Source organism: Mucilaginibacter flavus (assembly GCF_030409315.1).
GTDB classification, from domain to species: Bacteria; Bacteroidota; Bacteroidia; order Sphingobacteriales; family Sphingobacteriaceae; genus Mucilaginibacter; species Mucilaginibacter flavus.
On sequence record NZ_JAUFPS010000038.1, the window covers coordinates 130,010 to 152,624 of the forward strand.

Annotated in this window: 18 protein-coding genes; 2 read left to right on the forward strand and 16 right to left on the reverse strand. The window is 38.2% G+C overall.

Going from position 1 to position 22,615, the window contains the following annotated elements; translation table 11 throughout:
* Nucleotides 1-5: 5 nt before the first annotated feature.
* Both QWZ17_RS18210 and QWZ17_RS18215 read right to left on the reverse strand, forming a co-directional pair.
* Nucleotides 6-3,527 carry a TonB-dependent receptor gene (locus QWZ17_RS18210; RefSeq protein ID WP_290306722.1) on the reverse strand — a complete coding sequence of 1,174 codons (3,522 nt, stop codon included), beginning with the start codon at nucleotides 3,525-3,527 and terminating at the stop codon, nucleotides 6-8.
* 230 nt (nucleotides 3,528-3,757) lie between these two features.
* A complete protein-coding gene (locus QWZ17_RS18215) occupies nucleotides 3,758-4,969 on the reverse strand; it encodes a FecR family protein (protein ID WP_290306723.1) in 1,212 nt (403 codons plus the stop codon).
* Nucleotides 4,970-5,208: 239 nt separating this feature from the next.
* On the opposite strand from QWZ17_RS18215, the gene QWZ17_RS18220 reads away from it, so the two are divergent.
* Nucleotides 5,209-6,381: an ATP-binding protein gene (locus QWZ17_RS18220; protein WP_290306724.1), complete on the forward strand. Its 1,173-nt coding sequence runs from the start codon at nucleotides 5,209-5,211 to the stop codon at nucleotides 6,379-6,381.
* Nucleotides 6,382-6,499: 118 nt separating this feature from the next.
* Here the strand turns inward: QWZ17_RS18220 and QWZ17_RS18225 are convergent, their stop codons facing one another.
* The gene (locus tag QWZ17_RS18225) at nucleotides 6,500-7,291 is read right to left on the reverse strand and encodes an SDR family NAD(P)-dependent oxidoreductase (RefSeq protein WP_290306725.1); all 792 of its coding nucleotides are present in this window, start codon (nucleotides 7,289-7,291) and stop codon (nucleotides 6,500-6,502) included.
* A gap of 126 nt (nucleotides 7,292-7,417) precedes the next feature.
* Complete coding sequence (locus QWZ17_RS18230) at nucleotides 7,418-7,996, reverse strand: RNA polymerase sigma factor (RefSeq protein ID WP_290306726.1); 579 nt, start codon at nucleotides 7,994-7,996, stop codon at nucleotides 7,418-7,420.
* Nucleotides 7,997-8,325: 329 nt separating this feature from the next.
* Between QWZ17_RS18230 and QWZ17_RS18235 the strand changes: the two genes are divergently transcribed.
* Complete coding sequence (locus QWZ17_RS18235) at nucleotides 8,326-9,039, forward strand: DUF4397 domain-containing protein (RefSeq protein WP_290306727.1); 714 nt, start codon at nucleotides 8,326-8,328, stop codon at nucleotides 9,037-9,039.
* Between the two features lie 525 nt (nucleotides 9,040-9,564).
* Here the strand turns inward: QWZ17_RS18235 and QWZ17_RS18240 are convergent.
* The 12 genes from QWZ17_RS18240 to rfbG form a co-directional block, all read right to left on the reverse strand.
* Nucleotides 9,565-10,914 (reverse strand): sugar transferase, encoded by a 1,350-nt coding sequence (locus QWZ17_RS18240; protein ID WP_290306728.1) that lies wholly within the window; start codon nucleotides 10,912-10,914, stop codon nucleotides 9,565-9,567.
* 302 nt (nucleotides 10,915-11,216) lie between these two features.
* On the reverse strand, nucleotides 11,217-12,137 hold the full coding sequence (locus tag QWZ17_RS18245; protein WP_290306729.1) for a glycosyltransferase family 2 protein: 921 nt from the start codon (nucleotides 12,135-12,137) through the stop codon (nucleotides 11,217-11,219).
* A 262-nt stretch (nucleotides 12,138-12,399) separates the two neighbouring features.
* Nucleotides 12,400-13,380: a glycosyltransferase family 4 protein gene (locus QWZ17_RS18250; protein WP_290306730.1), complete on the reverse strand. Its 981-nt coding sequence runs from the start codon at nucleotides 13,378-13,380 to the stop codon at nucleotides 12,400-12,402.
* Nucleotides 13,381-13,403: 23 nt separating this feature from the next.
* Nucleotides 13,404-14,324 carry a hypothetical protein gene (locus QWZ17_RS18255; protein WP_290306731.1) on the reverse strand — a complete coding sequence of 307 codons (921 nt, stop codon included), beginning with the start codon at nucleotides 14,322-14,324 and terminating at the stop codon, nucleotides 13,404-13,406.
* Between the two features lie 344 nt (nucleotides 14,325-14,668).
* Nucleotides 14,669-15,832, reverse strand: coding sequence for a glycosyltransferase family 4 protein (locus QWZ17_RS18260; RefSeq protein ID WP_290306732.1), 1,164 nt, complete (start codon nucleotides 15,830-15,832; stop codon nucleotides 14,669-14,671).
* Nucleotides 15,833-15,842: 10 nt separating this feature from the next.
* Nucleotides 15,843-16,277, reverse strand: a complete 435-nt coding sequence (locus tag QWZ17_RS18265; RefSeq protein WP_290306733.1) for an acyltransferase — start codon at nucleotides 16,275-16,277, stop codon at nucleotides 15,843-15,845.
* Nucleotides 16,278-16,408: 131 nt separating this feature from the next.
* Nucleotides 16,409-17,416: a glycosyltransferase family 2 protein gene (locus QWZ17_RS18270; protein ID WP_290306734.1), complete on the reverse strand. Its 1,008-nt coding sequence runs from the start codon at nucleotides 17,414-17,416 to the stop codon at nucleotides 16,409-16,411.
* 1 nt (nucleotide 17,417) lies between these two features.
* A complete protein-coding gene (locus tag QWZ17_RS18275) occupies nucleotides 17,418-18,773 on the reverse strand; it encodes a polysaccharide biosynthesis protein (protein ID WP_290306735.1) in 1,356 nt (451 codons plus the stop codon).
* A 124-nt stretch (nucleotides 18,774-18,897) separates the two neighbouring features.
* Complete coding sequence (locus QWZ17_RS18280) at nucleotides 18,898-19,815, reverse strand: transketolase family protein (protein ID WP_290306736.1); 918 nt, start codon at nucleotides 19,813-19,815, stop codon at nucleotides 18,898-18,900.
* 1 nt (nucleotide 19,816) lies between these two features.
* Complete coding sequence (locus QWZ17_RS18285) at nucleotides 19,817-20,635, reverse strand: transketolase (protein WP_290306737.1); 819 nt, start codon at nucleotides 20,633-20,635, stop codon at nucleotides 19,817-19,819.
* Complete coding sequence (locus QWZ17_RS18290) at nucleotides 20,622-21,545, reverse strand: NAD-dependent epimerase/dehydratase family protein (protein ID WP_290306738.1); 924 nt, start codon at nucleotides 21,543-21,545, stop codon at nucleotides 20,622-20,624. Before QWZ17_RS18290 ends, QWZ17_RS18285 begins: the two co-directional genes overlap by 14 nt.
* Nucleotides 21,538-22,614, reverse strand: a complete 1,077-nt coding sequence (rfbG, locus tag QWZ17_RS18295; protein WP_290306739.1) for a CDP-glucose 4,6-dehydratase — start codon at nucleotides 22,612-22,614, stop codon at nucleotides 21,538-21,540. The genes QWZ17_RS18290 and rfbG overlap by 8 nt, the downstream gene beginning before the upstream one ends.
* Nucleotide 22,615: the final 1 nt, after the last annotated feature.

The window sequence follows — 22,615 nt, forward strand, 5'->3', positions numbered from 1 at the left end:
ATTGATTAAAAATTAACATTTAAGCCAATATTGTAGGTTTTGGTAAGCGGATAGCCCACGTAGCCCAAATTCTCGGGATCGCCCCAGATTTTGTTTGGCGACCATGTGTACAGATTTGTTCCGTTCACATAAAAACGTGCCGACCGGATACCTATCTTCTTTAAAAATGTTGGCTTAAGGGTATACCCTATTTCCATATTTTTTAACCGCGTGTACGATGTGTTTTTCAGGAAAAATGTATTATAGGTAGCCGCCTGGTTGTATGCCGCAATAGGGAAATCAATCCGTTCGCCGGCATCATAGCGCTCCTGGGTAAACCTGTTTTCATCCACCTCAAAAAGTGATTGCTGTTTGTTAAAGTGTATGGTGCTATTAGCAAATTTGGCTACACCGGCTACACCTTGTAGCAAGGCCGAAAAGTCAAAACCCTTGTAGTTAAAGCCGAAAGATAAACCGTAGCTAAGCTCAGGGATATCGGTTTTACCGGTGCGGATATAATCTTTCTCGTTAATGACACCATCTTCGTTAACATCCTGCAATCTAACCTCACCTGGTTGCAATGCAGCGCCCGCGTAACCCAAATCTTTTTGGTATACAGGATTACCCGCCGCATTGGTGTAAGGCTTGCCTGCCTTGTTAAGCGCCAGTACAGGGCTTGATAATATTGGATTACCATTAGCATCTGTTTTATACAACTGCGACCATGAAGTATATAAACCCTCGGCTTGTAACATTAACGGCTGATTAATTGGGCGGCCGGTTGCAGCCTGGTACTCTAAACCCGGTACAATGGCTTCGTCCTGAAAAATGATTTTGTTTTTGTTGGTTGAAGCATTGCCTTTTATCCACCAGGTAAATTTGCCCGGAGTGCTGTTGTAAGTAAGTTCCAGCTCGTTACCCCAGTTTTTAACCTCACCCAGGTTATAAGGCGGCAAGGTAGCTTGTACAATGGCAGGTACAGTACCTTTGTAAGATAGGATGTTGATACGATGTTCGTTGTAATGATCGTACACCACGGTTACCCTATCGCCAAACAAATGAGCTTCTAAACCAATGTTTGATTTGGTAGCAGTTTCCCAGGTTACGTTGGGGTTACCAATTACACTTTCATAAGCACCTTGTATGGTGTTACGATCATTAAGCGTTCCAAAAGTGTAACCACCACCGTTGTTGTAACCCTGTCCGTACTGCCAGGTATCGGGCAGGTACAAATAGCGGGCACCACCAATGTTATCATTACCTACTTTACCCAAACTACCGCGTACTTTTAAATAAGTAACGTAATCGTTTTTAGGGAAAAAAGATTCGTTACTGGCTATCCAGCCTGCCGAGTAAGCAGGTAAAAAACCAAAACGTTTGCCTTCGGGAAAGTTTTCAGATCCGTTATAACCCATGTTATATTCAACAAAATACCGGTTATCATAAGCGTAGGTTACCCTGCCTGCCACACCCATATAAGCGTGCGGAAGATCATAGGCTAAAGTTGGATCGTATTTCTTCTCGGCATTGTACAGCAATAAACCTGTTACCGCATGTTTTTTATCAAAGGTGTGGTTATAGTTGATAGAGAACTCGCCATAAACCTTGCGCCATTTACCATTGTTCCAATCGCTCCAGCGTTGCGGCGGGGTATCGTCATTTAACTGTACCAGGATAGGATCAAGCTTGTTACCGTTAGGGTTGGGCCTTACACCGTACAATAATGGCTTATAGCCACCACCTGTACGGCTGCTAAAAAAGCTATCATAAGCGCCTTTGGCGTTTACAGATAAACCTTCGGTAATAAAATCTAACTTGTGGCTCAACCTGATGGCCGAGTTTAAAGTACTGTTATTGGTGATATTATAGTTATTGCTGCTCGCGATGGCATACAGCGGGTTAAGCTGATCGTTCTGGTTACTAAACGGAACCACAAATTTGCCATCAATCATACCCGGCGAACCTAATGGCGATGACCACAGGATTCTTTTTTGCCAGGTATAACCATCGTTATCCATACCGGTAATGGTTACAAACTGCGTACCCACATCAACCGAAATCCTGAAGTTTTTATTTACATCAAAATCGAGGTTGCTCCTCAGATTGTAGCGTTTCTTTTTAAACTGCATCTCATCAGAAAAAGGCATGTACGATGTATTGAACAAGCCACCCTGAGTAAGGTATCCTAATGAAACAAAGTACTTTACAGATTCGGTACCGCCGGTAATGTTGGCGTTATATTGGGTTTGAGGCGCAAACTTTTTAAAGATCTGTTTTTTCCAATCCTGGTCCGGGTGTCCGTATGGATCATAGTAAGGATTTGGCTGACCGTTTAGAGTTGGCGTATGCGCGTTTTGGTAATATTTTAAATCCTCGGGCGAGTAATAAATGGTAGCTTCTTTAATCCAGTTGGCATCACGTTTTTGCGCGAAATCATTCCAGGTAGTAATATCGGCATCTTTAGAATGCTGAATCCAGTAATTTTCATAACTCTGTTCATTAAGCAATGAAGCATACTGGTACGAGTTAACAAAATTAGGCATCCGCGAAAACTCAGAAATAGCAGTCTGTGCTGTAGCGCTCACTTTTGGCGCACCCTCTTTACCACGTTTAGTAGTAATTAAGATTACACCGTTTGCACCACGCACACCGTAAACCGCAGTAGCCGATGCATCTTTCAAAATACTGATACTTTCTACCTCGTTGGCATCAATATCATTATAGCTATCGCGCACAATACCATCAACCATAATCAATGGCGCTGTTTGGCCGGTGTAAGTACCAATACCACGTACATATAAGGTTGAGTTATCATCACCTGGCTTGCCCGATGTTTGAATAGCTGTTAAACCCGATAAACGGCCGGCTAAAGCATTACTAAGGTTAGCCACCGGCGATTGGGTTAAATCTTTAGTACCAATGGTAGAAATAGCGCCAGTAATTGATTCCTTTTTTTGCGTACCATAACCCACAACAATAACCTCGTTTAAGCCTTGTTGGGTATCTTCTAATATTACGTTCAATTCCGAACTGCCGGTAAGCGCCACTTCTTTGGTAGTAAAACCAATAAAAGTGAATACCAGTGTGGTGTTGGCATCAGATACATTAATGGCATAAGTACCGTCGGTACCGGTTACCGCTATTGATTTTCCGCCCTTTTCCTTTACCGTTACGCCCGGTACAGGCAAACCCAGTTTATCGGTTACCTTACCTGTAATTTTTTTAGGTGGCGCGTTGGTGTTGTTTTGATTGGTTGATTTTTTTTGGATGAGTATGGTTTTATCCTCAATAGAATAAGTTAGGGGTTGTTTCCCCAGCAAGGCATCCATAGCCTGGTTTATGCTAACGTTGCTTAAATCTACCGTAACGGGTTTAGCCAGCTTTATATCGTCAGAATTGTAAAGAAAATCGTAGCTGGTTTGCGTACGTATTTCTTCAAAAACTTCTTTTAAAGTAGCTTGTTTAACTTTTAAGGTTACCTTTTGCGCGTAAGTAGCAGCAGATACCTGTAAAAAAGTTGCCGTTAGCAAAATAAGAATTAGCTTCATAATAAGCACAGTTTTGTATAGGCGCCCACGTAGTTTGCCGCAAGTAAATGCAGTAAAATTTTTATACATTTGAATGTCAGTTTATTAATAAAGTGGTTGTATTCGCTGCAATTAATTTCATTATCTGACTAAGCTGCACAGCGGCTTGAAGCCAGGGGCGGTCCGAAACGCTCCTGGTTTTCTTTTTTTATGCAGATAATTACTGGTATTGAATAAGAGGAGATGTAAAACTATTCCATAACAGTAACCCTCCTTCCTGAAACTTTAAAGTGCACTTTCCCAATTTTTTCAAGGTTTTTCAAAAGCTCACCAATGCCTTTTGAGCGGTAAAAAGTGCCGCCAAAGTTTTGATTGGCAAAACTTCCCTTCAACTCTACATCCACATCGTACCAGCGGGAAACCTTTTTCATAATGGTGGCTATATTATCGTCGTTAAATATAAAATAGCCGTTTTTCCAGGCCATCACCTCCTTAATGTTTGCCTGTGCTACACGAATCTGTTTAGCATCAGCATCATTACTTACCATGGCCTGCCATCCCGGTTTTAAAACAAGCTGAGTATTATTTTTACTCATCTCTACCGACCCTTCCAACAAGGTAGTGGTCAGTTCCTGATCATCACTATAGGCCGAAATATTAAAATGTGTACCCAGCACTCTTATTTGAGTATTGTTGCTGGTTACATAAAAAGGCTTGTCTTTATTTTTAGCCACCTCAAAGTAGGCTTCGCCGGTAAGTTTTACACGGCGCTCGTTACCAGAAAATTCTACAGGGTAGCTTAATGATGATGCCGAATTTAACCATACCTGCGTACCATCGGGCAATACCACCTGGTACTGGCCACCGCGCGGGGTTGAGAGCGTATTGTACACCAACGCGTTATCAATAACTTTGGCTGTAACGCCTGTAGCCTGGGTATTGTAAGTTAATTTCCCATCGGCCACTTTGCTTACCTCTACCTTACCGGCTTTGGCAAGCATGCCGTTGGCTTTATTATCTAACACTATGGTTTTTCCATTGGCCAGGGTTAAAATAGCTTTATTACCGCCCGGTAAAATTTTTGACGATTTTACTACCGCAGCCTGGTTTTGATTTCGCGAAGTTTTATTTTTTTGGATGAAGTAAAAACCTACAGTGCTAAAAACGGTAATTATCGCAGCCGCTTTCGCTATGCTGATGAATAAACCCAGCAACCTGGTTTTAGGTTTTACAGTTTTAGATTCAACAAACCTTGGATCGGCTTTAATATGATCAAGCACATTGCGGGCCTGCATGGGGTTCATCTCGGGTCCTTCATCAAGCTTCAATAATTTTTCGTCAACAACACCAGATACTTTTTCAGGGTTATCTTTCAGATAGCTCAACAGCTCTTCGCAATCATCGCCGCTGATGGTGCCATCAAAATATTGCTGCAGTAAATACTTTAGCTTGTTTTGGTTCATACAATTGGTTTATAACAGGTACCCGGAAGGGGCTAATTATGTATAGAACACACAAGCACGGTGGTAGGACTACCCGGATTGAAAATATTTTTATTTTGTGTAATTACATTAAGTTAATTCCAATAGTTTTAATGGAAGATGCTTCAAAATTCAATTAGAAGCTATTTTCTTACAAGATCATCTACCTTTTAATTTCAACAATCCATGCAAATTAAACATTTAGTATTATATTTACATGGATGATTGCAAGAAGAATAGAAAAATTAGTTGAGGACGCACTTGGCAGAAGTGCATCGGTAGCCTTAATGGGACCGCGCCAAGTGGGAAAAACAACCATTGCCTTAAATATCAACGATGCCAAACCCGCTGTCTATCTTGATCTGGAAGACAGGCTTGACCTTCAAAAGATAAGCGATGTTAGTGCTTTCCACTCCGAAAATCGCAATAGCCTGATAATTCTTGATGAAGTTCAACGAGTGCCTGAAATATTCGCATCCCTTCGCGGCATTATTGACAGGGAACGCAGAAGAGGCCATAAATACGGACAATTTTTATTCCTGGGCTCAGCGTCTATGGATTTACTGAAACAATCCAGCGAATCACTGGCAGGCAGGATTGCCTACCTGGAATTACAGGGTATCGACGCTTTGGAGTTTGAAGCTAATACACCTGAAAGGCTAAATCAGCTTTGGCTTAGAGGCGGCTTCCCCGAAAGCCTGTTGGCTGGTAATGACAGGAACAGTTTAGCCTGGCGGCGCGATTTTATCAGAACCTATCTTGAAAGAGATATCCCACTATTGGGTCCGCGTATACCGGCGGTTACGCTGGAGCGTTTTTGGACTATGCTGGCACACATTCAAGGAGGAATATTCAACGCTTCACAAATTGCAAAAAGCCTGGAAGTAAGTGCTACCACTATAAGTAGATACCTGGACTTAATGGTTGATTTATTATTGGTACGGCGGTTGCAACCCTGGTCACAAAATGCAGGCAAACGATTGGTAAAAAGCCCAAAAGTATATGTGCGGGATAGTGGAATAACTCATGCTTTGCTTAACCTGCAAAACTATAACGACTTGCTCGGTCACCCAGTGACAGGAGGTAGTTGGGAAGGATTTGTAATTGAAAATATATTATCGGCTGCACCAGAGCGGGTAATCCCTTATTATTATCGAACATCTAACGGAGCTGAAGTTGACCTGATTCTTGAATTTTCGGTCAAAGAAAAATGGGCAATAGAAATTAAACGAAATTCCGCGCCTGTGCTTTCAAAAGGGTTTTATATAGCCTGCCAGGATATTAAGCCTGATAAGCGTTTCGTTGTTTACGCCGGGCAGGATAAATTCAGGATGGGAGAAAACATTACAGCCATCTCTCTGCCTGGCATAATGGCGGAATTACTGCAACAATAAAAGGTGCGTATTTTGGTATTACTTTCTGATGAGTTTTTTATCAAATAGTAATACTATTTGATTTTAATTGAAGCAGCAATCCAATTATTTAAGATATCAATTTGGTTAGATTTCAATCCTACTCCGCCCTATAATTCAACCCCACTGTGGTCCCCCCGGTAACATCAACTGTAACGCCGGTGATTTTACCGGCAAAATCTGAGGCCAGGAATACGGCCAGGTTAGCAACATCAACCATAAGGGGGAGTTTTTTTAACATGGTATCATTTTGCATTTTTTGAAGTACACCGGCCATTACATCGGGGTTATTGTCAATAGCTTCTTTGAATACCCGGGAATCGGGCGAGCCGCCTGAACGGATATTAACAGCACGCACGCCATAAATGCCCATTTCAGACGCCAAATTAGCTGTAAAACTTTCAACCGCGTTGCAAGCTGCAGCAAAACCTCCCGTAAAGGGATAAGCTATACCTCCTGGCGTTGCGGTAAGTGACAATATAACACCAGATCCCTGTTGCTTCATTATCTGCGCGGCAGCTACAGCAGTTAAAAACCGGGTTTGCAGGGTTGCGGTAACCGGGGTTACAAAATCATTCATAGGTAAATCAATCAATGGGATACCTTGCACCACATCAACGCCAACCGCGTTAAAAGATATATCTACGGCCCCTGCCATTTCAATAACCTTTTGCAGGTGTTTTTTTATTTCCTGTTCATTAAAGCCATCTACCTGAGTTATTTCTACCTGTCCTCCCGACGCGATAATTTCCTGTGCCACCACCTGAACTGATTGAACGTTACGACCAGTTAAAAACACCCGCGCGCCTGCAGCCGCGAAGGCTTTGGCTACTGCCCCACCTAAAGAGCCGCCCGCGCCATAAATAACCGCGTTTTTGTTTTGAAGTATCATTTTTGGGGTGTGTTTACTAATTATCTGATTAATAATACAAACCTAAAAACTAAATTTAGTTTTCAGCAGGGATAATAGCGACAAATTAAGGGTGATACACGCCAGCAGAAATTAAAAAACGAGAATTTAAAAGAAGAAAAACAGGGGAGCCAAATAAATTAAATCAGAATACTGTAGCTGCGCTTTGAGGGTTTTGAGCGCTTCTACCATATGGTTTTTTACAGTATTTGGCGATATATGCAGCTGTTCGGCAATTTCCTTGTGGCTAAGGTGCTCTGTTCTGCTCAACCTAAAGATAAGCTGCTGTTGTTTAGGGAGTTTACAAATAATTTGTTCGGCAAATTGCTCCAGGTCATGTACCAATATATCTTCTTCGGTATCGTTGTGGGTAGTGGTTATATGAAATATAAGTTTTTCGGTAAGCTGGCGCGATTGACTAATTTTTCTTAACGCGTTTAGCGAAAGCCTTTTGGCTATCACATACAGGTACAGCCAAATATTACCATCGGCATTTAACTTTTCGCGCCCCGTCCAAAGGCTTATAAAACACTCCTGCACAATTTCCTCACTTTGCTCACCATCCTTTAAAAACCTGTAAGCCAAACGGTAAACTTTACTACAGTATGCCTCATAAATTGCATCAAACGCGGCTTCATCGCCTGCAATCAATTGCTGAATATAACTGCTGTTAATTTCCTTGTACACTCTTAACTGTTTATAATTGGTTTATAAATATAAAGAGTAAATTTCGGCAAATCCTAACATTAAATTAAAGTAGTGGTGTTGTAGGGGCAATAAAAACGCTTTTATAACGTTTTAGCAACCACAATAACAAAAACATAACATACTGTATTACAGCAAATAACAATCAAAAACAGCAATAAAATAATTTTTTTCAATTTCTTTGAAAAAAAACATCTCCGGTTGTGTACCAATCACACCTTTAAGCTCTGCTTATTTCATACAAATTATACTATTAGTAGTAGCGTTTAACCGCCGGTTAGCGTAAAGGCTATTAGATATACTTACAAACTATGAGAAAATTATTTACTAAAGGGGCAGGCATGATCGGGATGGTGTGTTTGCTGGGTGGCTTGTTAACCTCGTGCGTTAAAGATCATAACAATTATTACGTTGCACCGCCGGTAGCGCTTGTATCGGCTATTAATGCTTCGCCAGATGCGCAACCGGTTGATTTTTTCCTTGATCAAAACAGGGGCAACAATTTTTCAATTAAAAGTGGAGAAAGCCAGGATTACATCAGGGCCTATACGGGCAAAAGAACTATATCTTTTTATGTTGGCGCAAGCAGGCAGGCCATCAAATCAGATACTGTAACGCTTAAAGCCAACAAACTTTATTCTGTTTTTTTAGCCAACCAGGTTAGTACGCCCGATTTGTTGATAATTGCCGACTCCGTTAGCCAGCCTGCCGTAGGTAAATTCGCGGTTCGCTTTGTAAACCTTAGCCCCGATGCCGGAGCCGCGGATCTGGCCATTAAAGGCGGAGCAGTGTTAGCATCCAACATCGCCTACAAACACTACTCGCTGTTTACACCTGTTACAACCGGCAGTAATACCAACACGTATGAAGTTCGCAAGGCGGGTACAACAACAGTATTATACACCCTTACCGATGCTTCATTCAGAGCAAACACCATTAACACTATTTGGCTACAAGGTTTAGCCGCCGCCACTGATGTGAAAAAAATTAGTGCTCACACCCAGGAAAATGTGATTTATTATTGAAGAATTGCATTGATTAAGACTACCAACAGAAAAGGCGCTTCACGGCGCCTTTTCTGTTGGTAAAAATGTAGCATCAGCACATTTTGAACGTTGTTGATATAACCGCACACCTAACATATGACCACAAGGCAGAGCCTTGCAGTAGCGGTAGAGATGCACAACGTTGAATCCAAACCGTCCCTATAAATTGGTGATTCCGTCGTCGTTCTACCATTTACGACATATTAAAAACGGAGTCATGCTGAACTCGTTTCAGCACCCCACACAACATGTTCCCTCCGTTATGAATACCAAACTTCTGAGGGCCGAAGCAGGTATGACATTGTGGTTTAAATCCTGTTATCATAGCCAATTAGAGTCTGGGGATTTCAAATCGAAAGACACATCTCTGTCGACCATTCATACTTCACATAGACCTGATTTTATAACTCCACATAAATAAACTCGTCATTTTCCACGAACAAAAAAGGCGCTTTACAGCGCCTTTTTTGTTGTATTGATATAGGTAGATGATAGATGCCTGTGTTATTTGCCCTTAAGCTGAACCATAACCTGTATGGTTTTTAAAATGATGTTCATTTCGCTATTGAAGGAGATATTGTTCAGATAAAGTAAATCATACCGCACACGGTTTAGCATTTGATCAACATTTTCTGCATAACCATAATTTACCTGCCCAATTGAAGTAAGGCCCGGTTTAAGGGTTAATAGTTTTTTATAATTAGGCGATTTTTCTAACAGCTGCTCAATAAAGAACTGACGCTCGGGCCTTGGGCCAACTATAGACATTTCGCCTATCAAAACATTCCAAAACTGTGGCAACTCATCCAGCCTTGATTTACGGATAATTCTCCCCCATTTGGTAATACGCGGATCGTTCTCGCTTGACAATTGTGGTCCCGCTGCTTCTGAATTAACGTACATGCTGCGGAATTTATAGATGTTAAATATCTTCCTATCTTTTCCAACCCGCTCCTGGCGATAAAACACCGGACCTTTTGAGCTTAACTTGGTTGCAATAATTAACAGTAAAAAAACCGGCGCCCCTGTTATCATTACCAGGGAAGAAAATGCAACATCAAAAACCCTTTTAAACAAAATAATTTTAAGGCTAAGCTCTGGGTTTGACGTGAGCTGTATTACGGGCAAATTATCGTAATTGATAACACTGGCGTAATTGTTACTCAAAAATAAATCAGATACTAATTTGATTTTAACCTTGTGTTGATCGCCAAGGTCAACCACCTTTTGAAGCAAAGGCAATTGCATATTTTTATAACAAATGAATATTTCGTCTGCATTTCTGTCAAACAACTTTTCCAGCAATAACTCGTCAGAAAGTTGCTCGATCATTTCTTCAGTGATCAAATCAATAAAATAGTATCCATATTCCGGATGGCGTGAAAACGATCTGATTAATTTATCTGCAATTAATTTATTACCAATTAAAAGAATATGCTTACGGTTATAGCCCTTTTTACGAATGTAATCAAGTAAAAAAAAGATGGTAGCCCTTTGTAAAACAATGAACACCAAAAACATGCCGTAGGTAAAAAACATTTCCCAACGGCTTACTTCGTATAGCTTAAAAAAATATACTATTCCAAGTACCGTTAACAAGTGGTATATTAATGAAGTCAAAAACTTATTCACGGTATTACCTAATACCAACGGCCTGTGAATCACGTAGTTTTTAGTTAGTGAGGCAATAGAAACCCATGCCATATTAACTAAAAGGATAAAATTAACGGAACTTATCTCATCAGAAAAATATCTAAACACAAGTGAATGAGCACATTGCAGGGCGATATTTAATATTAGCAAATCACTTATAAAAGTGAAAACTGGGAGCAACTTAGAGTAGCGTATATTCATAGATAAGGTGATGCAAATGTAGTAATTTTAATTAATAAAACGCACTAACAATATAAATAGTGATAACAAACTCCACTATTTATTACCATTACGCATAATAGTCCATTAACGCTACAACCCTTATAAAATTATTTTTTTTCTAAAACTTATATTATTATCAGGTACCTGGTAAAAGTACCCTTTAACCCTGTTTTGAACTATCCAAAAACCATATAAACAATTTCGTTTTAGTAAAATAACAATTTGTTCACAAAAGGGTTTTAGATAAAATAAAAAAACTCACAGTTTTAATTTTGGGCTATCTATTTCCAATAAAATCCATGCATGGATAGCTTTTTTAGCAACCACGGAGACATTTTTTTATAAAAGCCGGCACTTTTATAGCCAAACCATTTGGCACCTAATGATGATACAGATTTGAAGATACTTTGGGGATTGTTTTTTAAAACATATTTAAGCTCCGACATCATAAACTTGATGCCTGCGCCAGTGGGTTTGCCGTAAGTTTCAATTATCCATTTATTTTGCTCGTGAAACACCCTTGTATCAAAATAGCGTTTAAACTCCTCAACAACAGTGTAACTATGTGAATGATAAACCTGGGCATCAGCCACATAAGCTTTTTTATAACCCGCTTGTAGCATTTTGGCGGCTACTATTGCGTCCTCGCCCATTATAGAATCTGAAGGGAAACCACCAACTTCCATTAGCGCGCTGTAACGATAAGCAGCAAAAGAATTAGAGCAAAATGTTATTTTAAAACCCAATTCATCCACGTCGTCAATCGAGTTTACTACCGATTTATCAGAATAATTGAACAAGCGGGCATGTGTTTCTAAGGGTTTTGCATTTTTATGTGGGAGTTGTCTGCCATAGGCCATCCCCACATTAGGATCATCAAAAGCTTCGACGATATTTTTAACACTTTCCGGCGAAGCAAGAATGGCGTCCTGGGTTAAAAAAACACAAATATCAACCCCGTTTGCTAAATCGGCAAGTTGTTGACGGGTTTTACCATGATTAAATTGTTTTTTGTTTATACTAACAACTTCGAACCCGAATTGCTTAGCTAAAGAAATGGTATCGTCTGTTGAACCTGAGTCAATGATGATTTTTTTTTTTATTTCAAACAGCTGTCCCTCTATACTATTGAGCGTTTGAAGCCACGCTTCGCCCGCATTAAGGGCAGGAATTAATAAGGCGATTTTAAAATCGAGTTTCATAAATTTGCCAAATATAATTGTTATTCATAGAACAGTTTCAATATAAAAAGCAGTTTATGTATTGCGGTTTTAATAAGCTTTATAACGTATCGGGCTTATTTTCATCCGGACTATTGCGTTAATACGACAATAACAATTCCTAAATCGCACTTTATCTGATCGTTACATCCGACTAATAATATATAAATTAAAAAAGACGATCAGAAAAACAATTGCAGATTTAATTCTTAAAAACCGGTTCTATTAATAATAAAAAACTTTATCAATACATAATGGTATCCCATGTCTTTTTAGCTGTAATATTCCAGTTGAATTGTTGGGCTCGTTTACGGCCTGTTTTGGAGAGTTCATGGTGTAATTTTTTATCATTAACTAATTGTTCTATCGCGTTTGCTATGCTGTCTATTTCAATTGGATTAACGAGCAGCGCATCTGCGCCCGCAATTTCGGGCATAGATGTTATATTGGAAGTAATCACAGGAGTACCTGATGCCATTGACTCAATAACTGGCAAACCAAAACCTTCCATTAATGAAACAAATAATAATGCATATGCTCCTTTATATATCGATGGCAATTGTTCTTCTTTTATAAAACCCAAAAACTTCACCCTATTCTGCAAGCCTAATGATTCAATTACCTTCTTCAATTGATCGTCAATATCGCCAGATAATACAAAAAGATATTCTTTGCTTATTTTTGCTTTACTGAAACCTTGCAGCATTCGCAAAATATTTTTGTATTTGCGCCTATTGCCTACATATAAAAAATAAGGCCTGTTTAATGAATAAATTTCCTTATTCGATGCAAATGACGAATCGATGCCATTGTAAATAACTTCAATTTTATTCGGATCAATTTTTAACACCTCAACCATTTCGTTTTTGGTGTAATTTGAAACGGTAATAATTTTTTTTGATTTACCGGCTAAATTTGCAATCAGATGCTTCAAGTATATTTTATGGAAAAGCGTATAATAGTATAAATGATTTAGATCATGAATTGTGATAACAAAAGGGATTTTAGATTGCCATGGTGGCATAAATGAAGGCGAATAAAATATTTCGGCATTAGATTCATTTATTTTTTTTCCCAAATACCATGGACTTAAAAGGTGCCCCAATTTCAAATCGAGATTTAAAGTTTGCATTTGAACAGAAGTTGGCTTTCTATCTATGATTTCTTTGTAAAGCCTTCCAATGCCAGTATCTCCTGCCCATCTTCCATCTGCAAGCACATTCATGTTTTCTATCTTTAATTAAAGGGTTAGTCTATTTTATTATTAGTGTAAGCCACTTGTGCTGATGGTTTAACAATTATGCGAGACATAAAAATGAGGCATTTTGCAAATATTAAATTAACAACCATCATTACCAATGGATTTGTAGCACCTCCGAGCCCGAAAATACCACCAAAACCTACACAAATAAGCAATAAAAAAAATCTTACATTTTTCCTTTTCTCGGTTTGAACTTCATATTTCCCTAAAAAAAAGCCTAAAATTGATTGCTGAAAAACTATTTGCAACAAACCAAATAAACCAAAATCAACATAAGCCTGTCCAAATGGTCCAAATGATGGAGCTCCTAAATTTAACTCAGTAATAGTTGGATAAACACGGTAAGAGATATATAATGACCCGAAATACAAGGGTTTATTGGGCCATAACGCGCGGGGAATAAAAGGATAAAAGGCTTCTTCAAACAAAATCTTGCCGTGCAAATAGCCTTCATAAAAATAACTGTTAAAATGGCTTATCAGTATACTAAAGTTTGTTTGATACTCATTGCCAAAGCCCAATGCAAGTTCGATGATTTGCATACTATCTAAATCAAACGTTGTAAGCCAAAACAGCACAAATACCATAACGGGTAACGCCACTGAGATCATTACAAGATATTTATTATCCCTGTACTTTTCTTTATTTTCATCAATAATGAATAAGTAAATGAGCAAATATATAAATACCACTATTATTTTAGCTTTACTTCCGTATGGTAACCCAAAGATAATGGATAACAAAATATGAAGCCACTTTCGTTTATTATAAAACAGGCCGAGTATGATAAAAATATTGAAAAATGTACCAGCTACATAAAAAATTTGCCCTGTTCCTACCCTGCTCTCTGTGTAAACTACAAATCTTGAATTTATAAAAGTTCCCGAAAAGCCATAAACGGCTACCATATAAACAATAAAAACCAGGTTTATAAATAACGAGAACAAATAAAGGTTTTTAAAAAAATTGGTTTTGGCTATATCATAACTGATGGCTACTTTTTTCCCTTCGTTATACCTGCCAATTATATAAAATACAAACAATGATAAAAAAGATACCACATTGAACGCTAAGCCAATTGGCGATTTTATAATATCCATGCCAATTAAATCGGCAATAGCAGGAAACAAAAAAGTAGTAGCTAAAGAAATTAAATTGGCAATCAGAAAAACATTGTACTTGTTTTTAGTTAAGTAAACCGACAAGAAACAAAGCAGTATAGGAAAAGCCAAATTAATTACCACCATAACTATCAATCTATTTGTAATATTGAATTGTAGTTTTTAACCATTTTATCAATATTAAATTTTTGCTCGGTTAACTTACGGGCATTTTGCCTAACCTCATTAAGGTTATCCCAATTATCTAAAACCTCTGTTAGTACATTTTTTAAAGATTGGCTATCTCCTGCCTCAAATAAAAAGCCGTTAATTTTGTGGGTTACTATTTCGGGAGAGCCACCGGTATTGGAAGCAACTACTATTTTATTTAATGCCATGGCTTCATAAATGGTTGTTCCAAGCGGCTCGCTCATTTCTGGCAAGCTTGCGTTTACCAATATATCAATGCCTGAATAAAGCTCAATTACGTTGTCGCTATACCCCTGTAAAAAGATATGTTTACTGTCAACAAGTTCTTTTACCAATAATTCATATTCATGTTCAACCGGCAAAAACTTGCCAACAATAAGCAATTTTATATTTCCATGTGTTTGAGCAAGTTCATTTATTACATTTATGAGCAACAAATGGCCTTTTCTGGGAATTATTAAACCTACTATGGCAATTATAATTTCTTCGCCGGCTTTAATTTCTTCTCTAAAGTTAGCACGTAAAGATGGTGAGCTTTTAAACAACTCCAAATCTAAACCATTATATAAAACATGAATTTTTTCCTGCAAATCTGTAGCAAACTTGTTTTTCACGGCTAATGAAACTGCCAGTGTTGCATCAAAATTTTTAACACATTTGCCGGCTAAGTCGTCCATCTTCTTTCCATCCGGATATACAAGATCATGGTTTGACCAAACAAATTTGCGGGATGATGAAAAGAGTTTAAAAAAAACAACAACAGGTAAAATATAAACCGAAGCCGATAAGTTATTAGCGTGAATGATTTTTAGTTTATGTTTCCATATAAGGCCCAGTACTCTACTATTGATTTTTAAAAAATTCAGGGCTACAATTAATAGCGTTGCCAGCCTCCCCCGCTCCTTATTAGCTCTGTTTAAAGCTTTGAGCGACCTTTCATTTATAACTTTGATTCCTTTACCCGTTAATAACTCAGAAAACGGTCCTGGAGGGCAAAGTACTATTGGAACCACCAGTTTGTTATTTTCTATTAACCTGGTAATTACTATTTCGGCTCCAGAATAGTTTGACGAACCAAATACATACAATACGTGTTTTAAACTCATTAATTTACAACTAAACCCTCATTTTAATAAATTTAGCAGGTATGCCACCATTAAAAGTATATGCCTCAATATCTTTTACAACAACAGCGCCTGCCGCAATTACAGCTCCGGTACCTATTGTTACACCAGGTAATATTTTTGCACCGCAACCAATCCAAACATCATCATGAATGGTGACGCCCAATCGGGTTATGTCCCAGGGCTGATCCATTATATATTGCCCCTTATCAGTTGAGTGGTTACTGCCTATTATACTAACATGTTGAGATATAAGACACTTTTTACCAATTTTTATAGAGCCCCCAGCTGCTCTTATGTTATTCATTTCGCCAATATAGGTGCCTTCGCCAATTATAATTTCTGAACCGTTTTTATGCTGGCTATCTTCATTAGTGCAATATATTACCGTATTTGCCCCTATAAAAACGTTTTTTCCGAAGTTCAATTTACTAATGTCATCATATTCAATCTGGGCTTTTACATGAATTTTGCAATTAAACCTGCTTGATAATGAGGCCAGTTTTAACTTCATTTTAAGAGGCGATACAAGATATTTTAAAAAGATGAGCAGCATAACTATCTAACAAAAATATTGAACTTACTTGAGGTTAAAACGGATTTTCTGATGGCTTCTGACTTCAAAACTAACTTAAGCAGAGGCTTACACACCAATAGTAAATAACAGGCCTTATAAGCAAGGTATTGTTTTGGCTTATTACGTCTAAACTGAAAACTTGTTTTGTATATTTTTTTATATAGATATATGTGATAATCGTCTATCTTATCAACGTTAAATTTAACTCCAAGTATAATATCGCACAGTATCCGCGGAAACGTTTCTATACTTGCAAATAAAAACTTGCCAAATTTTTCATATTCCAATCCGGTTAAGTTAAGTGGCGCTTCTAATAAAGCGCTAAGTCCTAAAGCCTGTTGTGCATCAGGCCATTTTTCTGTTCTATCGTCAAGTATGTTAATTACAATTTTATACTTTGAGATAATTAACTTTTTTCCGTTGCTTAACCCTACTAAACATGGAATATTTTGAGAAGCCATGGTGTAAGCGCCCCAATATCCATAGCGTATGTTTTTTATGTACTCATCACACTTATATACCGAAGTTGACAGGAATAAAAAGTTCTCAAAATTATCTATTTTAGATAAAAAATCGCCCATACCAACTGCCACCGTTGTTTCTGTTCGGCTTGTGTAATTTGATCCAAAGTTAAAACCAACCACATCGTCTCCTGCGTTATTCTCAAGTTCTAAAAAGATCCGTTCGATGGCTTCGGGTTCAACTATGCCATCATCTGCTAAAATCCATATGTAAGGTGTTTTGCAATACTCAAAACACCGCATAAAATTCCCATCGGCTCCAAGATTAATAAAATTACGCTGAACTCTTAGTTGGCCGGTATTGGGCACATCTACATTTTCATAAATGTAATCTTTTATAACAACGTCTGAACAGTTATCCAAAACCAGGATGCACGTTTCATCATTTATTAGCGACAAAAGTGTTTTTACAGTATTTAAAACCTTATCTGGCCTGTTGTAGGTAGGTATTGCAATTGTAAGCTTCATATTAAACAGAAATTTTGTGCCACTCACTTTTTTTATTATCAAACAAGTAAAAAGACCATACTAAGCTTACAACAGTGATTAAAAATGCATAACCAATTACTATACCCATAAGCCCAAAAACCTTGCTTGTAATAAAAATAGATATACTACATAACACCGCCATTACAATTGATTGCAGCAGAAAAGGTTCTTTTTTATGGCACCGTAAATATGTTGCCCAGGCATAGGTAATTTGTGTAACAAAGCAAGTTACTGAAAGAATAATTGTTGGTAGCAGAGGTAAAAACCTATGAGCGTAAGAAATATTAAAATAATTGAGCAGCAACACCCCTACGTTGAAAATGCCCAGTAGTAAGATGCATACTTTTTTCATTGATGATAATGTTTTGTTAAAAAGTTCATCAAGTGTAGTGTAATCTTTTTGTGCAATATAAGCCGAGAATAGCGGTATTTTAGTAGCTATCCAGCTGGCACAAATAGCAGTTATTCCGTTTAATGCCTGAAGCGTAAGGCCCATTTGTCCGGCAACCACCGCGCCTTCTGATGCAAACAAAACAGGGTTAAATAGCTGAAACATAAAATATCCACTCATCCAGCTCAAGGCTATTTTCCATTGAAATGGAAATATCTCGCGATAGTAATTGATAACATCGGCACCTTTTGCAAGCCATATGGCTTTTAAAAAAGTTATTCTTTTGGAAAATACAATTTGTACGTAATTGATGCTTATGGATACCAGCGACGCTATTGCGCTTGAGTAAAGTTTAAACCCAAGAAAGAAAAACAAAAACAACAAAAGCACATTTGTGATTTTTTGAATCAATCTTACTTTCGACATGTCTTTTACTTCACCCAATCCATCAAAAAACGCAAGCAGCGGGTCAATAAACAAATTTAAGGATGTACTGATACATAACAGTAGCCACGGATTTTGCCAATTAACAACCACACCCTGGTTATAGGTTTTGAAAAAATAGTAACCCAATGCTGTTAAAACAAAGCACAGAAAAATGGCAACAATGCCAAACCATTTAACGCAGAATCTTAACAATGATGATAACCTGGACTGGTAATACCCTGGACCGGTTAGCTGCCCGTTTTCCCATTTTAAATGTGCAAACTCGTAAGCAGTATATTGCGTAATTATGCCACTTAAACCTAATTCAAAAAAAACCTGTATCGCCAATATACTTGCAAAAGTATAATAATACCCCTGCTCGTTAGGGGTTAAAAACTTGGCTATCACAAAAATAGAGCCTACCCCACCAGCAGCTTGTATTACGCGTGTTAGTATTGTAAAGGCAATAGCCCCATCAATACCTACAGTAGCTAATACCTTTTTTCCTTTTTTAAGCACCTTTGTGTTTTTTGTAGATATCTAATTTTAAGCAATTCCAACATTTTATGCGCTTACCCTGATTAGTACCGGTTTACAATAATTAATGGATAGTAATAGACTTTTTTACCGATTTAGTTATTAGTTATACGTTAAAATCGGCTACATCAAGTGTAAGGCCCGCCAAGTTTCGCAGGTATTGCTGCGAGCCGGAAGTAGAATAAAACTTATCTTTTATCGCTATTCTTTTTATAAATGGAATTTGTTCAATTTGAGCATCATTAAGCATCTCATTAGCATACTCTAAAATAGCCGAACCAAAACCACCGCTTGCCTGGTGCTCTTCTATTGTTATAATCTTCTTATACTTTTTAAACAGGGGTAACAAAAATTGCACATCGATAGGCTTAATAAATGGAAAGCTGTAAACCGATGCATCAAGTTTATTATCATTCACAAAATCTGTAACGTATTTTAGCATAGCCCCTGTTGAAAAAACAGCGCACTCTGAACCATTGGCAACTTTTAAAATATTGCCTAACAAAAGTGGTTCTGTAATTTCAGATTTGTGAACAAGTGGCTCGCCCGCTTTGCCTAATCTTAAATAACATGGTCCGTTATGCTTGGTGGCAAAAGTGGTTAATAACCTTGCTTCCCGCGGATCGCCGGGCGCGCAAATAACCATATTAGGTATTGTGCGCAACATGCCAAATTCTTCTGTAGCATGATGGGATGGGCCTAAAGAACCGTATGCATAACCACCACCTACAGCTACTATTTTAACATTTAGGTTATGGTAGCAAATATCATAACGTATTTGTTCCATACACCGTAAAGTTGGGAAATTGCCTATTGAATAAATGTAAACGCAATATCCTTCCATTGCAAGGCCGGCAGCTATACCAGCCATATTTTGTTCGGCAATACCTACATTTAGATACCTATCCGGAAACAATTCGGCAAAGGGCTCAATTACGGAGAAGCCCAAATCTGCAACCAGCAAAAAAACTTTATCGTTAACTTTTGCCTCTTCTATCAATTGCTCTATGAACGCGGTTCTCATGTTAGTTGTTAAGGTTTTGAATTGCAGTTTTAAGCTGATCGGCATTAGGAGCCCTATAGTGCCAAAGAATTTGATTTTCCATAAAATCAACACCCTTCCCTTTTACTGTATTGGCTATAATAACTTTAGGCTTATTATTTTTTTGATTACATTTCAACAATGCATCATTAATTTGGGTATGATTGTGGCCGTCAATTTCAAAAACATCCCAGTTAAATGATTCAAATTTTGATTTAAAAGGCTCCAGATCAATCACATCCTTTACAAAGCCTAAACTTTGTATCTTATTGTAATCAACAATTAAAATGAGATTATCCAACTTTTGCTGTGGCGAAAATAGTATTGCCTCCCAATTTGAGCCTTCATTTAACTCACCATCACTTACCAAGCAAATCACTTTCCAGGTTGCGTTTTTTCGTTTCCCGGCAAGGGCTACTCCTACAGCGACAGGCAACGCGTGCCCCAAACTTCCTGCCGATATTTCAACACCGGGCACCATATGACTTGTATGAGATAAATATTTACTACCATCTGCTGCATACTGTTCCAGATCTTTTAACGGGAAAAAATTTTTCAATGCCAATGCCGCGTATAACCCCGTACAGGCATGCCCTTTTGAAAGTAAAAACCTGTCTCTTTGCTCGTTTTTTACATCTAAAGGATCTATATTGAGTACCCCATCATAAAGTACTGCAAGAATATCCGCCATTGATAACGCACCACCTACATGTGATGCGTTAGCTTTATGTACCATTTCTAATACCTGAATCCGTATCTGTTTGGCAAAATCTTCTGATGATATCATATTACTTTGTAACATTATTTAAATAAAAATACTCAACCACATTTGCCAATGCCTCATCAAAATCAGTTTCATCGATATGCCCTATCTGATCGCTTAACAATTTTGTATCGCCCGCTATAAGCATCGATTGATTTTCCCGGTAAGGCAAAGCTCCGTAGTTAATTTTATTATTTTCTATTTTAGTTAGAGAAATCAACTTGTCAACTACTGTGCGGAGGGAGTAATTTTGGGCCGACGAAAGGTTGTATGAACCTGATTGAGCCTGTGTTATTACTACTTTATAAACAACAGTGGCCAAATCTTTGACATACATGTAAGCGTATTGTTGCTCCCCTGCAGTCATATCCATGGGTTTGTTTTGGTACAGGTTATTTAATACCGTTGGTATAAACCAATTAAGATCTTCCTTTTCGCCAAAAACCGGAAATATCCTTAACCAATACCAATCAAACTTATACTTTTCAGCGAAATATTTGATTGTTTGCTGCACCAATGTTTTATACAGGCCATAAGCCGAAGTAGGGCTTATGGGATGGGTCTCGTTTATTCTAACATTAAATTGTCCGTACTCGGCCTGCGAACCTAAACTAATAAACTTTTTAATTTTCAGTTCCCGGGCAAGCTCAAGCAGTTCAATAGTAAAATTTAAGTTTTCTTCCTGCTCATGCCAATTGTCCCGGTTGCCAGCGCTTACTCCGGCCCAGGCAGAATGAAAAAAAACGGAAACGCCAGACGCTAACACCTGGTTTTTCCAGTCTTTGCTGTCAATATCAATCCAACTAATTTTATCAACAAAGCTTTCACAGCGCCACAAATTCGACTTACTCCTTTTTATGGCAACTATTTCAAAGTTGCCTTCAATAAGCTTCTCAGCTACAGCAGCCCCTAAAAATCCAGTAATGCCTGTAATTAAAATTTTATACATCAAAGTAGTTTAATATTTGTTCTTCCGTGTATTTAGCTACGTCGCTGTTTTCATGAAATTTCTTGTACCAGGCAATGGTAAACTCAACAGCTCTTGTGGCATCCAATTGGGGTACCCAATTTAACTGCGCACGCGCTTTGCTAATATCAAGTTTAAGCAACCCGGCTTCATGAGGTTGATTTGCATTTTTTTTCACTTCAAAACTACCATTCCCCCAGGCTTTGGTTGCCATAACAGTCATTTCATGTACCGATAGCACATCATTTACATCGGGGCCAAAGTTATAAGCCTGCGAAAATAATTCAGGCTGTGCTGCAAGTTTAGCACCAAGTAACAGGTACCCCCCTAATGGTTCCAAAACGTGTTGCCACGGCCTCACGGCATCCGGGTTTCTGATTTCAACGGGTTTATCGGCAGATAGGGCACGGATAACATCTGGTATCAGCCTATCTTTAGCCCAGTCGCCGCCGCCAATTACGTTACCGGCTCTGCCCACGGCTATTGCTTTTTGGTGTCGATGATATGAGCTTATATTAAAAAATGAATTACGATAAGAGTCGATAACTAATTCGGCACAAGCTTTACTTGCACTATATGGATCATACCCTCCCAAACGATCGTTTTCACGATACGGATAATCCCACTCATTATTATGATAAACCTTATCGGTAGTAATTAAAACGGCACTACATGGTTTGTTTAATTCGGCAAGCGCATCTAACAAATTGGCTGTTCCTATTGCGTTTACTTCAAATGTTTCGGCCGGTATTTGGTACGATAATCTAACAAGCGGCTGTGCAGCCAAATGAAAAATAAAATCGGGGTTAAAGCCTAAAACCGCCTTTTTTAATTCATCCCTATTTCTAAGATCAGCAATAACAGATTCGCACAGTGTGTCGCCGTTCAACGTATAATATAAATCATGCTCATTTTGGGGCGCAAGCGCGTAACCCATTACTTCGGCGCCAAGTAAATTCAAAACTTTTAGCAACCAGGCACCCTTAAAACCGGTATGTCCTGTTACAAATACTTTTTTACCGTTATATATTTCTTTTAAATAATTAAACATC